The organism is Paenibacillus sp. J22R67 (assembly GCF_059692175.1).
Genome location: NZ_JCAUAX010000013.1, coordinates 36,372 through 50,566, shown reverse-complemented (window position 1 = coordinate 50,566; position 14,195 = coordinate 36,372). Strand labels below are relative to the sequence as shown.

General features: G+C 49.4%; 15 protein-coding genes and 1 riboswitch. Of the genes, 7 read left to right on the top strand and 8 right to left on the bottom strand.

Going from position 1 to position 14,195, the window contains the following annotated elements; translation table 11 throughout:
* Nucleotides 1-35: 35 nt before the first annotated feature.
* Nucleotides 36-332: a Rieske (2Fe-2S) protein gene (locus AC58VC_RS32345; protein ID WP_497375099.1), complete on the bottom strand. Its 297-nt coding sequence runs from the start codon at nt 330-332 to the stop codon at nt 36-38.
* A 412-nt stretch (nt 333-744) separates the two neighbouring features.
* Here AC58VC_RS32345 and AC58VC_RS32340 point away from each other — a divergent pair, with 412 nt between their 5' ends.
* From AC58VC_RS32340 to AC58VC_RS32330, 3 genes are all read left to right on the top strand, one after another.
* Nucleotides 745-1,533, top strand: a complete 789-nt coding sequence (locus tag AC58VC_RS32340) for a hypothetical protein (protein ID WP_497375097.1) — start codon at nt 745-747, stop codon at nt 1,531-1,533.
* A gap of 108 nt (nt 1,534-1,641) precedes the next feature.
* Nucleotides 1,642-2,337, top strand: coding sequence for a response regulator transcription factor (locus AC58VC_RS32335; RefSeq protein ID WP_497375095.1), 696 nt, complete (start codon nt 1,642-1,644; stop codon nt 2,335-2,337).
* Entirely contained in the window at nt 2,334-3,947 is a 1,614-nt protein-coding gene (locus AC58VC_RS32330; RefSeq protein WP_497375093.1) for a HAMP domain-containing sensor histidine kinase, read from the top strand. The genes AC58VC_RS32335 and AC58VC_RS32330 overlap by 4 nt, the downstream gene beginning before the upstream one ends.
* 72 nt (nt 3,948-4,019) lie before the next feature.
* Here the strand turns inward: AC58VC_RS32330 and AC58VC_RS32325 are convergent, their stop codons facing one another.
* Nucleotides 4,020-4,988, bottom strand: coding sequence for a DMT family transporter (locus AC58VC_RS32325; RefSeq protein WP_497375091.1), 969 nt, complete (start codon nt 4,986-4,988; stop codon nt 4,020-4,022).
* A gap of 124 nt (nt 4,989-5,112) precedes the next feature.
* Nucleotides 5,113-5,266, bottom strand: a riboswitch (FMN riboswitch).
* Between the two features lie 190 nt (nt 5,267-5,456).
* On the opposite strand from AC58VC_RS32325, the gene AC58VC_RS32320 reads away from it, so the two are divergent.
* The gene (locus AC58VC_RS32320; RefSeq protein ID WP_497375089.1) at nt 5,457-5,633 is read left to right on the top strand and encodes a YjfB family protein; all 177 of its coding nucleotides are present in this window, start codon (nt 5,457-5,459) and stop codon (nt 5,631-5,633) included.
* Nucleotides 5,634-5,715: 82 nt separating this feature from the next.
* On the opposite strand, the gene AC58VC_RS32315 is transcribed toward AC58VC_RS32320, so the two are convergent.
* Nucleotides 5,716-6,264: a CBO0543 family protein gene (locus AC58VC_RS32315; RefSeq protein ID WP_497375087.1), complete on the bottom strand. Its 549-nt coding sequence runs from the start codon at nt 6,262-6,264 to the stop codon at nt 5,716-5,718.
* Nucleotides 6,265-6,386: 122 nt separating this feature from the next.
* Nucleotides 6,387-7,292, bottom strand: coding sequence for a DMT family transporter (locus AC58VC_RS32310; RefSeq protein WP_497375084.1), 906 nt, complete (start codon nt 7,290-7,292; stop codon nt 6,387-6,389).
* Between the two features lie 116 nt (nt 7,293-7,408).
* Here AC58VC_RS32310 and AC58VC_RS32305 point away from each other — a divergent pair, with 116 nt between their 5' ends.
* On the top strand, nt 7,409-8,854 hold the full coding sequence (locus tag AC58VC_RS32305; RefSeq protein WP_497375079.1) for an aminotransferase-like domain-containing protein: 1,446 nt from the start codon (nt 7,409-7,411) through the stop codon (nt 8,852-8,854).
* A gap of 366 nt (nt 8,855-9,220) precedes the next feature.
* Here the strand turns inward: AC58VC_RS32305 and AC58VC_RS32300 are convergent, their stop codons facing one another.
* Nucleotides 9,221-9,958, bottom strand: a complete 738-nt coding sequence (locus AC58VC_RS32300) for a ThuA domain-containing protein (RefSeq protein WP_497375077.1) — start codon at nt 9,956-9,958, stop codon at nt 9,221-9,223.
* A gap of 208 nt (nt 9,959-10,166) precedes the next feature.
* Here AC58VC_RS32300 and AC58VC_RS32295 point away from each other — a divergent pair, with 208 nt between their 5' ends.
* Nucleotides 10,167-11,102 carry a helix-turn-helix domain-containing protein gene (locus AC58VC_RS32295; protein ID WP_497375075.1) on the top strand — a complete coding sequence of 312 codons (936 nt, stop codon included), beginning with the start codon at nt 10,167-10,169 and terminating at the stop codon, nt 11,100-11,102.
* Between the two features lie 4 nt (nt 11,103-11,106).
* On the opposite strand, the gene AC58VC_RS32290 is transcribed toward AC58VC_RS32295, so the two are convergent.
* Genes AC58VC_RS32290 through AC58VC_RS32280 form a run of 3 tightly spaced genes read right to left on the bottom strand, consistent with a single transcriptional unit; the run spans nt 11,107 to nt 13,090 of the window.
* Nucleotides 11,107-11,928 carry an SPL family radical SAM protein gene (locus AC58VC_RS32290; protein WP_497375073.1) on the bottom strand — a complete coding sequence of 274 codons (822 nt, stop codon included), beginning with the start codon at nt 11,926-11,928 and terminating at the stop codon, nt 11,107-11,109.
* Between the two features lie 32 nt (nt 11,929-11,960).
* Complete coding sequence (locus tag AC58VC_RS32285; protein WP_497375071.1) at nt 11,961-12,524, bottom strand: methylated-DNA--[protein]-cysteine S-methyltransferase; 564 nt, start codon at nt 12,522-12,524, stop codon at nt 11,961-11,963.
* A 23-nt stretch (nt 12,525-12,547) separates the two neighbouring features.
* Nucleotides 12,548-13,090 (bottom strand): bifunctional transcriptional activator/DNA repair enzyme AdaA, encoded by a 543-nt coding sequence (locus AC58VC_RS32280; protein WP_497375069.1) that lies wholly within the window; start codon nt 13,088-13,090, stop codon nt 12,548-12,550.
* A 155-nt stretch (nt 13,091-13,245) separates the two neighbouring features.
* Here AC58VC_RS32280 and AC58VC_RS32275 point away from each other — a divergent pair, with 155 nt between their 5' ends.
* Entirely contained in the window at nt 13,246-14,187 is a 942-nt protein-coding gene (locus tag AC58VC_RS32275; RefSeq protein ID WP_497375067.1) for a DNA-3-methyladenine glycosylase family protein, read from the top strand.
* Nucleotides 14,188-14,195: the final 8 nt, after the last annotated feature.

The window sequence follows — 14,195 nt, the reverse complement described above, 5'->3', positions numbered from 1 at the left end:
TAACCGTTCAACGGATCAGGCAGGTCCTTTTCTTTTTATACATGCGCGATAAGCTGGCCTTCTTTGACGACAACGTCATAGGCAGCTAGGCTTTTGGTCGGCACGTTCAGGCATGCACCTGAGTGGAGATCAAACGTCCAACCATGCATCGAACACACGAATTCCCCTTTTTCAGCCTCTACAATAGCGCCGGCATGCGGGCATCGGCTTGACACGAGCCGGTACGTTGCTTGATCCTCGGTTTGAATTAACCAATACAAATTCTTATCGAATACGATTTCTGCGGGCAGCTTGGTGAAGTTTTCCTCTGGCCCTAGATGAACTTCTTTCATGTGGACACCCCCTGTTCATTCTGTTCCAGCATACAGTTTACTACATTTTCGACATTACGTTTATCACCTCGTTGGACGATATCCAACGAACTGGCCGATTAATTGGCAAAATCCCACTTTTCATTGGATGAATTCCAACGGGATCACTGAATCCTTCTTGATTTCGCCCCTATCTACGCCATCTCATTGGAATCCATCCAATGAGATGACTAGTAGGACACTCCCAACGCCTATTCATTGGAAAACGTCCAATGGCATATCCACACACTCCACCCATAACTCCAAAGTCTTCAAAGCATACACATAATTTCCCACAATGTTACGATAGGATGTCCATAATCTTGCTGTACATTTAGGTTGTAAGGGAGAGACACTCACCTACATACCCCAAAATTGAGAGGAGTTTTCTACTATGAAAACACAATGGAAACGTCGCGCAAGTCAAGCTAGTCTGCTAGCTTTTATGGTAACAATGGCCTTCGGAGCTGTCGGTGGCGCATCAGCGGCTGACGCTACTACAACGGATACGAAAGCAAGCATCGCAGTCACATCAGCCCTTCCGGTGATGGCAACAAGCGCGGTTCAGCTTCACACAAGCTCAGGCGGCTTATTGCTGCAACCAGCTCATGAGCGCAACTATTTGAAGCTGCTAGTGAGCACTTACGCTCCAGATAGCTTGGCCGAATGGAAGCAAGCCTTAGAAGATCGGAAACAAGCTGAGAGCGAAATGCCGAAGCCTGCTTTTGCCAAAACAATGGTGATTAAAGGCTCCGCTACTGCACTGCCCGCTTCGCCAGGTACTTTAGAAAATAAAATTTTCAAACTTGATCCAGCACAGCCGGTTCCAACTTTACCTGATGGCGAAGCAGCTCAACTAGTTCCAAGCAAAGAAGCTCGCATGTTTACTATTATCAAAGACGGCGTGGACGCTACAACCACCATCCAAGCACTTCCACTTGAGGGAACAGCTATCTCTGGTGATATAATTAAAGCGGAGCCATCCGAAGCGTTCAAACGCCAGCAAAAGCTAACTGAAGCTGTAGAAGCTGACGATGCTGCTGCCATTCAAAGCCTGCTGCCAGAGCTGCTCACGGATTACAAAAAAGAAACGGAATCGCTGCGTGACCTTGCAAAAAAACTGAAAGAACATGCTGCAAAAGCAGATGATGCAACAGAAGAGAAAGCTGAAGAAGCTAAATAACTTTCTAATAGATAAATAGCTAGTTGACCTTCCGGTGGACCGATCGCAAAATGCTGCGAACGGCTCCACCTTTTCCCCATCGCTGAGTAGAAAGAAGGAGACATATACATGTATCGCATTTATTTAGTGGAAGATGAAGAGCATCTCAGGGGCGTTCTTGCCGCCTATTTAGAGAAAGAGGGGTGGCAAGTGCGTTCGTTCGAAGACGGAACCTCGGCAAGATCCGCCATATCCGAGCGGCCGGACTTGTGGGTCCTCGATATCATGCTCCCGGGCGTAGACGGCTATCAACTCATGCGCGAGATTAAGGCGGATCAGCCGGCGCAGCCCGTTATTTTCATATCAGCCCGAGACGCGGATATCGATCGGATCATTGGCCTAGAAATGGGGAGCGATGACTACTTGGCCAAGCCTTTTTTACCTCGCGAGCTCGTCATCCGTACTCGCAAGCTGCTGGAACGCGTATACGGCGGGCACCCTGCCGGCCTGATACCTGCTGGACTGGAACGCCGCACGAAGCTGAATATAGCTCCCTATCTCATCGATGAGCAAGCGCGCACGGTAACAGCTGAGGATGGCAGTAAACTTGAGCTTACCTCCAAGGAATTTGAGCTGTTGCTTTATTTAGTGGGCCATCATGGGCAGGTGCTAGAGCGTGAGCAAGTGCTCCGAGCTGTTTGGGGGATTGACTACTTCGGAACCGACCGGGTCGTAGATGATTTGGTACGAAGACTTCGCCGCAAGCTGCCAGAGTTGCGTTTAGAAACCGTATACGGATACGGATATAGGATGGTGAAAGCATGACGCTTCGAATAGGACAATGGCCGCTTGCTATGAAGCTTTGGGGAGCATTCGCGGCTTTAACGCTGCTCATATTTACGCTGCTTGCCGTTCTGCTGCCTTGGACGTTGAAGGGATTTTTTACAGAGCAGCTATACGATATTCTACTAGATACGCAAAGTGGGCTTCGTATGGAAGCAACGACGATGACGTCGCCTTCCCTAACACTCGCCACAAAGGGGATAACCGGGGTACAGGCCGATATCATCACAGACATCAAAACGCTAACCCCTGCTGATACACTGCCACTCAACGTCTCCAAAGCAGAAGCATTACCAGCAACGGCAACTGTACAGACTAGCGGCACGGTCATCCCCGGTATCCCTCTGGAAGCCTCAATTGCAACGAAGGTGATGTCTCCCTTCACAGCAACTCTGAGCGCGCCAGCCATCCGGCATTTCACGATTATCGGAACCCAAGAAGCCCAGACATTTAACAAGACTTTCACAAGCGGGGAGCCCTTCATACAAGCCATGGAGCAAGATGCTTATGCCCAAAAGCTGCCCGTTGCCAAGTATACAACCAGCATCGATAAGAAAAGTATCTTTTATGTGATTCGAAAAGAGGTCGTCCAGGGCCAGCCCGGCTTTATCGTCTCTTATGCCTGGGGCAATTACCGCAACGACTTGGTCATGACCATGTTCGGCAGACTTATGCTGATGATGGTCGGCCTCATCGTGATTTCATGGCTGCCCTGTCTAATCATCGCCCGTTACTTCACACGTCCGCTCGTTCAGATGGAACGCCACGTTGGACGCATGGCTGAGCGTGATTGGCATGATCCGATCGAAACTGGACGCAAGGATGAAGTAGGACGCCTAGCCAAAGCCATTGAAGCGATGCGGCAGCGCCTCGTGCGCCAAGACCGGGCGCAGCAATTCTTCCTGCAGCATACTTCTCACGAGCTGAAAACCCCGGTTATGGTTATCCGCAGCTATGCGCAGTCCATTCTCGACGGGGTTTTCCCGAAAGGAACCTTAAGCGAAAGCTTAGGCGTCATTCTGAAGGAAGGCGAGCGCCTAGAGAAGCGTATTCGCGACCTGCTGCTGCTCAATAAGCTGAATTATGTCACCGCTCGCGAGAAGCCTTTTCGCCCTTTCGAGCTGCACGAAGTCATCGAAGATGTGGTTGAAAGGCTGCGCTATCGCCGGCCAGAAATCGAGTGGGAGATGGAGCTCCCCCCTGCTACCTTGCATGGCGATCCCGACCAGTGGAAGATTGCCTTGGAGAATATGCTCGATAACCAGCTCCGCTATGCCAAAAGCGGCATCCGGATTATCCTCACGGCTCCATCCCATGGCGAGGGCAAGCAAGCTGCAGCCCGCTTCTCGCAGCTGCAGATCAGTAACGATGGTCCGCCGCTCGATCAGGCGATCGCGGACAGCCTCTTTGAGCCCTTCCGTTCTGGCGGGGACGGCCAGTTCGGGCTCGGGCTCGCCATCGTGAAGCAGATCATGGACCATCACGGTATGACAGTGCGTGCCGCGAACGAGCGGGACGGGGTTTCGTTCTATCTTGAGCCTGGAGAAGCGGCGCAAAAGGATAGTAAGCTCAAGGTGCCGAAGGTTTCCTGAGGCTGCTTGGGGGTACACAAAAGGCTGCCCTGATAGTAGAACATTCTACTTTCAGGGCAGCCTTTTATTATTTTATGCCGCTGCTTTACTCTGATTACGGCTCATTACCCACAGGGTAAGCCAAATTACGATGAAACCAGCGAGCTGACCTACGGTTAGCTTTTGCCCGAATACAAGCCAGTTCACACAGATACCAACGGCCGGGAAGGCCAACTCAGCCAAAGTTGCGAAAAACGCCTTGGTCGAGGTCAGCCCCTTATAATAGAGGAGCATAGAGAGCAAGCCCGGGAAAAACGCCTGGAACAGCAGGTTCACAGCTATTAGTGTCAGACCGCCGCTAGTTCCGGTTACGTGCCAAGCATCGCCGCTACCAACAAGTACAACCGTCAACAGTGGGATAGCGAGCAGGAACCGTAACGAAGTAACGATGGGGAAATCCAGCTTTTTCTGCAATAAGAACTTGCCCATGACGGTCGAGCCGCCCCATAATCCTGCCGCAAGGATCGAGAATAAGCAGCTTAGAGTACCCAAATCTTTGAGACCCATCTCTGGCGACGAAAAGCCAAACGTTAGCAAATACGTGCCAAGCAGGGCCACTGCAATATAGGCAAAAAATTTAGAAGGCAGCGTTTCTTTGAGCATCACGCGAGCCAAAATGATAGCGAATAAGGGCTGTAATTTCTGTAAAAGCAGTATCGCGTTCGCATTGCCGTGCGAGAATGCAGCTGTAAACAAGATGGTCGCAATCGCCGATCCTCCCCATGAGATGAACAGCAAAGCGCCGATAACGCCTAGCGACAGCTTACCGATCAAGCTTTTACGGTACTTCACCAGTACCGGCAGTGCATAGCAGGCGAGAAGCAAATGCTCAATAAACACGATTTGCGCTGAGGTAAAGCTTTTTAACAGTAAGATCCTGAAGAGTGGGTCGAGCCCCCAAAGCGTAGCTCCAAGTGCCACATACCATACCCCGCTGATACCGCCCGAGCGCGTTGAAACCACATTCGCGCTCTTTGTTCCTAGCTTAAATACATTTTCCAATTCAAAAACCTCCTAAGAAAAGTTTTGAATTGAACCTTCTGAAAGAAACAATGCCCCCGCTCTTAGACGCAGCGGGGGCATTGACGAACAGACCTGTCAAAACCTAAGTTTTTGACAAGCTGTTATTCATCTTCTCCCATCCGGACTATAACCGTCGGCCTTGGATTCTCACCAAGTCAGTCCCATCCTGCTTAACAGGCCGGGAGTCGCGGGCTTGAGATACATAGGCACGTATCCTCACCGCCGGTAGGGAATTTCACCCTGCCCCGAAGATTCAATTATTAAATTTTGTGTTCCGCAAGTGTCCTGCCAAAAGGTCACTTACAAAACATAAGTAATATTATTCATGAATATTAGCACCATAAAATAAAAAAAGCAAGGATTTTTCATCCCCACATAAGCTAAGAAATTCCTGCTCGCTTTCCGATATATAATCTGTTAGCCGATCATTCATAAAGGAGGAAACTCATGGACATCCCTGCAATTTCAGTGCCCTTGGCACAGAACAACTTAGCCCAAGCTGTACAAATACGTGTTCTTAGCATGGCTAAAGACCAATCCACGCAACAAGCTCAGCAAATGGTTCAAATGATGCAACAAAGCGTTCAACCAAATTTGGGTGGAAATCTGGACATTAGCGGCTAGTTTACCCTTTAGGAGAAGGAGAATTAATTATTAATTCTCCTTCTTTTTTGTTGATGCTGATACAACTTATTATGCCTTCCATTTACTTCATTTTAGAAATCGGGATATGGAAATATAGAATCAAGAAGGCTACCCCCGTCAGACATAGCAACCACGCCCATAACGGCCTCGCAAAATGCAGGCGCAGCCCAATGAACATGAAAACCCAGACCGCAGTAGACCACCAAAAATTCCAGTTGTTATGATACGAAAGTAACTCGATTAGCAGGAACAGTCCTTCAATGCAGGTAAATACAGCCGACCAAATGGCGATATAAATGACCTGTTTCAGCGGATGTGACTTAAAAGGGTATCTGGATAAGTACACCAACACAATGCAGGGAAGATTGGTAAAAGCAATCATAAAATCCGCGATTGTATGATTAGGCGTTACCGCGGATTTATGAAATTCCCAAAGCGAATAATTATAGCTTAGAAGGCTAACCAGAAAATCCACGCAAATGGCAAAAAGAATCGTTGGATAATAGGTCTTCCAATTCCTCCAATCCCCAAAAAACCAAGCTGCAATCAAGCATAACAACGCCATGACTACAGGCAAATATGAACAAATTAACGCTGTTATGTGACCCATCACTTAGCTCCATTCCATCAAACTTGCGCTGCATGTATTCAAACAAGTAATCCTTTGGTTATTATTTCTATAAATGTGGATTCATATGAACGAGGCGGCAATTAACTTACAATCCTTCGTATTTACGCCGTTTTTCGTCTTAACATCAACTGTTTCAAGTTGTCCAGATTCGTGCAAATCGTTCCAGCGATGACAGTCACCACGCCCACAGCCGTAACCCAAGTGATCGTCTCCCCATAAAACAGGACCCCCACGGCCAGGGCAATGAGCGGAGAGATGTACAGCCATGTAGCTGGAAAAACCGGATTCGTTTTCGCCACTAACCAATAGAACAGACTGTGTCCCACCATGGAGCCAATTACGATTAAATAGAGCAGCGAACCGGCCGCTTTTGGAGAAAATAGACTTTGAACTTCCACATGTTCGGTAAAAAATGAAAGAATCAGCAGCAGCAACCCTCCGCAGATCATCTGTGCCGCGTTCAACGCAATCGGCGATGCCTTCGGGAATTGCTGAATGACTTTTTTGGTATACAAAGCTCCCATGCAATAGAACAGTTCTCCGACCAGAATCGCCACACTCCCGATTACCCAAACGAGGTTCGCGGATACGGCAAGTTGTGGCAGCAAAAGGATGATAATCCCTGCAAAGCCGAGTATGCAGCCAAATACAGAGAGCGTTGTCGCCTTCAGACGCAACACGAAGGTTTGCAGCACGAGAATCATAATCGGTCCAGTCGCTGATAAAACGGCCGCAATCCCGGAAGACACATATTGCTCCGCCCAATATAAGGTTGAGAACGTGCCGAAAGTGAGACCGATGCCCGTAAACAGCATCTCTTTGCGGAATAAAAGAGCTACGGTAGTTTTTTTCCGCCATAATAACCAACCAAATAAAAGCAATCCTGCAATGAAAAACCTCAAGCCTGCTGAGAAAAATGGCGGTGCCGAGGCATCTACCCCTACTTTGATCGCCAAAAATGTCGTACCAAAAATAAGACATACTAGTAAATAATTAAAAATAATCATGACTGTTCCCCTCCTGGTATGTATCATACTAGGTAAGCAACAGAACAGATCTGAGATACTAGAACAGTTTTCCATAGATTGCAGTTATAATTGATTAAACAGAGGGGGAATATGGCATGAAAGCTCCGGGATCATCTGGAAAAGAAGCTACACTGCTTTTCAGACAAGCGTATGAGTATATGGTTACCCGCATGGATCGCGGTGAATGGCAAGCCCATGACAAGCTCCCCTCCATCCGGCTTCTCGCCCAAGAGTTGCAGGTGCATAGGCTAACTGTTTTTCGTGCTTATCAACTGCTGAAACAGAATGAGAGAGCTTACGTCAAAGAGAAATCCGGTTACTATGTAAGTCCCTCCAAGGCGGAGGAGCAAGTCCCTATGGGGCACGCAGAAAGCAAGCGTTCGTTCTCAACGTCCATCGCTTTAAAAAACTCCTTGTCAGAAATTCAGCACATACCTGTCATCTACCAATTCTCGCAAGCCTTGATCGATCCCAACCTGCTGCCGAATCTTTTCTTATCCGAACATGTGAAGAAGGTTTTCGACATCTATCCAAAGCTCATGGGCACCTACTCCAGCGCCCAAGGAGATGAGGAGCTTCGCGAATATTTCTGCCGTTACATGGTTCGGCATCATAACCTCCAACTCACTGCAAGCGATCTGTTGATTACCACAGGTGGACAGCAGGCCATTGACCTCATCTCGCGGATCTATATCCGCCCTATGGATCCGATCCTGGTTGAGCGGCCGACGTACAGTGCTGCGCTTGATATTTTCCGCCAGCAGGGGGCGCGATTCATTCCCGTTGAGATCACCCCGGAGGGCTATGATCTGGCGAACCTTGAGAGGCTGATGGAGAAGCATAAACCGCGACTTTTCTATATGAATCCTACCTTTCATAATCCGACGGGCTATACGGTTCCAGCCGCACAGCGGAAGCAGCTCGTTGAGCTGGCTGAACGCTACCGCTGCCTGCTGATTGAAGATGACGCCATTCACGAGATGTATTTAGACCAACCTCCTCCTCAGCCTATGCTGACTTATGATACGGAAGGATGGGTCGTGTATCTCCGCAGCTTTAGCAAATATATCGCTCCTGGGCTGCGCATCTGTGCCGTTATGGGGGGCCCGCACGTCATCAAGTCGCTCATCACCGCCAAATCATTAGCTGACAACGGCACACCGCTCGTCAATCAGAAAATGTTTCTGCATTACTTCGAGTCTCCTCGGATGCAGCAGCATCTTGAGAAACTGCGCATCGCCCTGCAGATCAGGAAAGAAATTGTAGAACAGGAGCTAGCCTCCACTGGATGGCATTGGGTTAGTCCCCAAGGAGGCTTCAATCTATGGCTCCAGCTCCCGAACTATATCCCCGTTGACCAGCTGCTGGAAGAGTGCCTTCGGCAATCTGTCTCCTTCATTCCTGGCGTGATCTGCGATCCGCTAAAAGAAATGCGTTCTTGGATCCGTTTGAGCTATTCCTTCGTGAATGAGGAGCATTTGCGGGATGGCGTTAGACGGCTTGTAGACATTGCAGGGCGCTACCTTCCTCAGCAGCATTAACAAAAGGAGCCAGATTGAGATCGAGGTGAGGTTGTCCCTCCTCCTCCTTATGTTGTACTTTTTACAACATTTTGGCAGCAATTGAGCTCCGATGACCATCTCCGTTGTACTTTTTACAACATTATGAACAATAGGACCGTTTTCGAGGCCTTTTGGTTAAAATGGTTGTATTTTGTACAACCATTTGTGGATTTACCCAGTGAACATACATTTATATTGCACATAATACAACATAGGGCTCCGTCCAGAGCTGTCTCACGAAATAGTAGTAAAAGAATGAAGCCTCAACCTTAGATCCCACTCGGTGAATAAAAAAGGGGTGTCCCGCAGGTCTGCAATTGACCGTCTGGGCACCCCTTATTCGTATTAAGCTTTCACTTTAGCTTTAATTTCTTCAAGCGGCTTATGATTGCCGTATTTCGGATACTCACGTGTTGTCGGAGCAGCCCACTGAACTGCATTGGAAATAACGCGGCGAATTTGCTCATTGTAGTAAGTACGGTAAGTCTCATGACCTGGACGGAAGTAGAAGATCTTCCCGTTTCCGCGATTGAACGTACAGCCACTGCGGAATACTTCTCCGCCTTCGAACCAGGAAACCATGATCAACTCATCCGGCTGCGGGATATCGAAGTGCTCCCCGTACATTTCCTCAGCCTCAAGATCGATGTACTCGCCAATGCCTTCCACGATTGGATGGCCTGGTGCGACAACCCAAATGCGTTCTTTTTCGTCCGCTTCACGCCATTTGAGGTCACAAGATGTACCCATCAGCGTTTTGAACACTTTGGAGAAATGTCCGGAGTGCAGCACGATCAGCCCCATGCCCTGCCACACACGCTTTTGAACGCGCTCTACGATTGCATCTTGCACTTCGCCATGCGCTTTATGTCCCCACCAGATAAGAACATCGGTGTTATTAAGAACCTCTTCGGTCAAACCGTGCTCTGCATCGTCTAGAGTCGCATAAGTGACATCTACATCTCCACTGATGCCTTCGCCAATCGCTGTATGAATCCCGTCTGGATATGCAGCGCGTACTTTTTCATTTTCTTTTTCATGACGGTACTCGTTCCAAACCGTTACTTTAAGCTTTTGACTCATCTTCTTATTCCCTCCAAGATAGCGTATTCATTCATAATGTGAGTATAGTCCGTCCATGCCCAGAATGAAAGGCAAGATTGTGCCTATTTATTATTCAATAGTGTCCTCAGTAAGTAAACAATGTTATACTTTCTCTTGATAAACCTTACCTGTAACGACGATTTACATATTCAAAAATGTCCTACCCCATAGCGAGGTATACGTAACCATGGAACCCACACATAGTTCTTTTCCCGAAATAGAGAACGAAGAAGTCATTTATCAGAACCCGCTGCTTTTCCTAAAAATATGGGAGCTAGGTTCCGACTCCGCTCACTTCGGTCCCCCAACGCCTTGGCGCTGGCATTCACATAGGCAGGTAGAATTCCTTGTCGTCACAGAAGGACTCCTGGCTATTCAAACCAAGCATGAACATACGGTGTTATCCGCAGGAGATGTGATTGTTCTGGGTTCCTCCCAGCCCCATCGGACGTACAAATATTCCGCCGGTTCCTTGCGGCAGATCGTTTTCCAAATTGATCTCAAGCAGCATTTTGACCTAAGTACGATGCCTTACCTGCATTGCTTCTCGGAGCTGACTCATCCGCTTGAGCAGTTCAACGAGCTTTTCCGGAGCAATCCATCTGTGAAGCAAGCCGCTTATGAGCTTATTCTGCAGATTTTCGAAGAGTCGCAATCCCGCAAAATTGGTTACGAACTTGCCATCAGCGCGGCGATCAAGAATCTGCTGCTGCTTATGCTGCGCAATGACAGCCGTGATCTGTCCGCACATGCAGAGGAGTCAGGTATCGCTCGCTTGCGCCCTGCGCTTGATTATATCGATATGCATCTTGGTGAACGAATCACGGTTGAAGACGTCTGCTCCCTGCTTAATTTAAGCTATCATTACTTTATTAAGTATTTCAAAAAAGTGATGGGGATATCCTTCGTGGATTACGTGAATTACAAGCGCATCAAAAAAGCCGAGCGTCTCCTGCTAACAGGCGACCTCAGCATGATGGAAGTAAGCTTTGAGGTTGGCATCCTCAATATGGCGCAGTTCTACAAGCTGTTCAAGCGGCATAATCAATGCTCGCCCAAAGAATTCAAACAACGCATGCGCAGTCAAACGGGGGTCGCCCCCCTCCTGGCGCAAGCGGATTAAACCATCAGCCAGGCAAGAAGCCTTGCTGGCTGACCAGCACACGCTCCTGCGGAAAATGCCGCAGGAGCTGTTCGTGCACGCGCTTGTACGCATCCGGACTGTACCAGTCCGAAAGCCCCAGCGCGTCATAGATAGCGCGCACGCCGATGCGTGCCGTGCGCCGGCCCCCACTGCCATCGCCCATGAAGTAATCGTCGATGCACACCCGCTCCACGATGCCCGCCAGCCGCTCGGCGAACTGCTCCGAGCTCGGCAGCGCTGGCGCTATCGTGGCCTGCACGGGAATGCCGCGAGCTGCCAGCTCGCGAAGTGCCACTAGCCGCGCCGCTATCGGCGGCGCGGAAGGGGTGAACGCTCGGCGGACATCCTCGCGGTCCGTCTCTACCGTCATGCTGACTCGAACTCGGTCGCCGAGCAGCTCTAACAAATCCGCGTCCCGCTTCACCAGCGGGCTGCGGGTCTGAACGAACAAGAAGTCCGGCGGCTGCACGGACATCACCTCCAGCAGCGAGCGGGTGATCCGCTCCTTATGCTCGCTCGGCTGGTATGGGTCCGTCGCCGAGGACATGAAGATCGTGACCTGGCCTTTACGCTTGGCTTTGGCCAGCTCTTGCTCCAGGAGAGTAGCGGCATTGGCCTTCACGTCGACCCAGGAGCCCCAGGCCTCAGTCCGGAACAGGGCCACTGGCATCTGTCTCACGTAGCAGTAGGAGCACGCAAAAGCACAGCCAGTGTACGGGTTAAGCGTATGGGAATATCCCTCCAGAAAGCCGCTGGCTTTCGTGAGCAGCGTCTTCGCTGACTTGTGGTTCACCTCAATCTGCATACCCGCCCCTCCTCCCTTTATTTTTCTTCTGCTTACAATTCAACCTTTTCCAGAACCAACAGTTTCTCTTTATTCGCCAGTCCGCCGCGGTACCCTGTTAATGCGCCATTACTCCCGAGTACACGGTGGCACGGCACCACAATGAGAACTGGGTTAGCGCCAATAGCTGTACCGACAGCTCTTACTGCGTTAGCTTTATCCAGCTTCTGAGCAATCTGTGAGTAACTTACCGTTTCGCCATGTGGGATCTCATTTAATGCGCGCCACACCGTTTGTTGAAAATCAGTCCCGCGCAGATGAAGTGGCAGCGTGAACGATTTGCGCAAACCTTGCAGATACTCCTCCAGCTGCTGCACATAAGGCTCTAGTATGGCCTTATTCTCCATCCAGCTATAAGCAGGAAACCGATTTTTAGCCCATTTGGTTAGTTCGGACCATGCTTCTTCATCAGCTACACCTTGTTCAGCATCTCCTGCCTGATACTGCAGGTAGATCAGCCCCTCATCCGTTGCCGCGATCAAAAAGTTATGATCCAATAAACGAGCTACACCCCAATAAATGGATTTAGCCGCTGTCTTCGCTTCTATTGTTTGCATCCAAGAACCCTCCTCGGTTATGGTTAGATGGTGGAAGATTGCCGAAATTCTGATGGCGTGACACCCGTCTTTTTCTGAAAAACGGTAGCAAAATGGGCTGCATTCGCAATACCTACTTGCGCACCGATTACATTCACAGGACTATTGGTTTCTATTAAAAGCCGCTTCGCTGCATCAATTCGTTGTTGTTGAAGGTAAGTGAGAGGTGTAACGCCCTTCACCCGTTTGAACGTCCTTAGCAAATGATATACGCTGGCATAGAACTGCTCGGCCAGTACCGAGAGCGTAATCGGCTCAGCGTAACTTCCCTTGATATGATCGGCTATCAGCTCGATCCACTCTTCATCCGGCAGCCGCAAACCATCTGGCCTGCATCTTTTGCAAGGACGAAAATGTTCCGCAACCGCTGTCTGACGATCATGAAAAACCCGGACATTTTCCCGCTTCGGCACCCTCGATTTGCAGGAAGGCCTGCAGAAGATACCTGTTGTCTTGACCGCATAATAGAAGGTGCCATCATAACTCGCATCATTCGCCACAATCGCTTGCCAGTACCTGTCTTGCATGGCTTCGCTCCTCTCCGTGCCTTAGCTCTACTAGCTCAGTATACCCAAACGGGTGCTCTCTTGTAAGGGATGCGAGATGAGAAAGCAAGATTACGAAAGCCATCTTCAGGGATAATAGAGGAAGCCCAATTAACTGATTACAGGAGAAATGACTTATGCCGTCTTTTGACCCTTCACTTCTAGCGTGGAGCGAGCAGACAAGCTCTTTTACACTGCCGCTGCCTGAACCTTTTCAATATGAGCAAAATCTTGGCTATTTGACCCGCTCAACCAATGAATGTCTATTCCATGTGGATAACTCAGCTATTTACAAGCTGCTTCTCATTGGGGATAACCGCGTGCTGATCGCTGTCAACAGTGAGGATAACTTACTGCTTCGCATTCGTATTCTGTCTTGCACAGACACCTCTGTGACTCCAACACTTCTTGAAAAAGTCGCCCGTTATGTGTGGGAGTGGTTTGATCTCAGCACAGACCTTACTTCGTTCTATGAGCTGGCTGTTCACGATCCTATTCTGAAGCAAGTTACTCAGGATTTTTATGGACTTCGCCTGCTGGGGATTCCGGATCTTTTTGAGGCGATGAGCTGGGGCATTATGGGACAGCAGATCAATCTGGCTTTTGCCTACACACTCAAAAGACGTCTCGTAGAAACCTTTGGTACCCGGCTAGACTGGGAAGGACGAACGTATTGGGCGTTCCCTGCACCTGAGCGGATTGCCGAGCTTGCGCCAGAAGCTTTGACTGCTCTGCAATTCACGGGTAAAAAGGCCGAGTACTTAATCGGCGTTGCCCAGATGATGGCGGATGGCAGGCTGGTCAAGGAGCAGCTGCTGGAGATGAACGATTTTGCTGCGATGGAGAAAGAACTGCTGAACATTCGTGGCATCGGCCCATGGACGGCCAATTATGTCCTTATGCGCTGCTTACGCAATACCGCCGCTTTCCCGATTGCGGATGTTGGTTTGCACAACGCGCTGAAGCATGTGCTTGGCTTGGACGAGAAGCCGACACTTCCCCATATTCGCCAGCTTGCTGAAGGCTGGAAAGGCTGGGAGGCTTATGCTACCTTTTATTTATGGCGTGTCCTCTACTAGAGCATGAG